We start from the raw sequence: 699 nt of genomic DNA on the forward strand, positions 1-699 counted from the left end.
GTTCACTTGACTTAACCTTCCGCTTCGTACATCAGCGACACTGCATATTCCGTCATCTGCTTTGTCAGCCTCATCGACATAGCGTACTATGTCTCTGTCGGCTTCCGCGCATCTAACGAAATCTTCAGCGCCGATCCAACATGGAACCGGAACTTTATCTTGTGATGTAAGGTATTTTCGCTTTATCCTAATTTGCTTGGGAAAATCTTTCAGTGTGGAAAATATTGTGTACATGAGTCCACCATATCTCCCATGTTTAGATTTTCTTGTTTCTTCTGTGCAGTTTTCAGTGAACAAATAAATGGTGGGCCTAAGTAGACTTGAACTACTGACCTCACGCTTATCAGGCGTGCGCTCTAACCAGCTGAGCTATAGGCCCATATTAGACGCAAAGTGATGTTTTTTGTGCCTGGCTGTGTCATTCAGTCAAATCCTGCGGTCAACGTACCTATCAGTACGCCTCCCTTGGATTCTCCTTCATTCCTTGCCATGCGCAAAACTCTCACTTTGCTCAGTATTACCTAATTACGGCGAGATTTTTGCAGCGACACGAACATTTTCTTTGCTCGTTAATTCTCATCAGGTTGAATCCCGATAAGAAAAAGATGGTGGAGACGAGGAGAATCGAACTCCTGACCCCCTGCTTGCAAGGCAGGTGCTCTCCCAGCTGAGCTACGCCCCCATTTTATGTGGATGTTA

At 45.4% G+C, this 699-nt stretch carries 1 protein-coding gene and 2 tRNA genes; all 3 read right to left on the bottom strand.

Going from position 1 to position 699, the window contains the following annotated elements:
• On the bottom strand, positions 1 to 234 hold a 234-nt coding region (locus HMPREF9166_RS12790), incomplete at its 3' end, for a hypothetical protein (protein WP_039981850.1).
• Between the two features lie 68 nt (positions 235 to 302).
• Positions 303 to 379, bottom strand: a tRNA-Ile gene (locus HMPREF9166_RS11635).
• Between the two features lie 227 nt (positions 380 to 606).
• Positions 607 to 682: transfer RNA gene (locus HMPREF9166_RS11640), tRNA-Ala, on the bottom strand.
• Positions 683 to 699: the final 17 nt, after the last annotated feature.

It is taken from the genome of Selenomonas sp. oral taxon 149 str. 67H29BP (assembly GCF_000146365.1).
In the GTDB taxonomy this organism is placed as follows: Bacteria; Bacillota; Negativicutes; order Selenomonadales; family Selenomonadaceae; genus Centipeda; species Centipeda felix.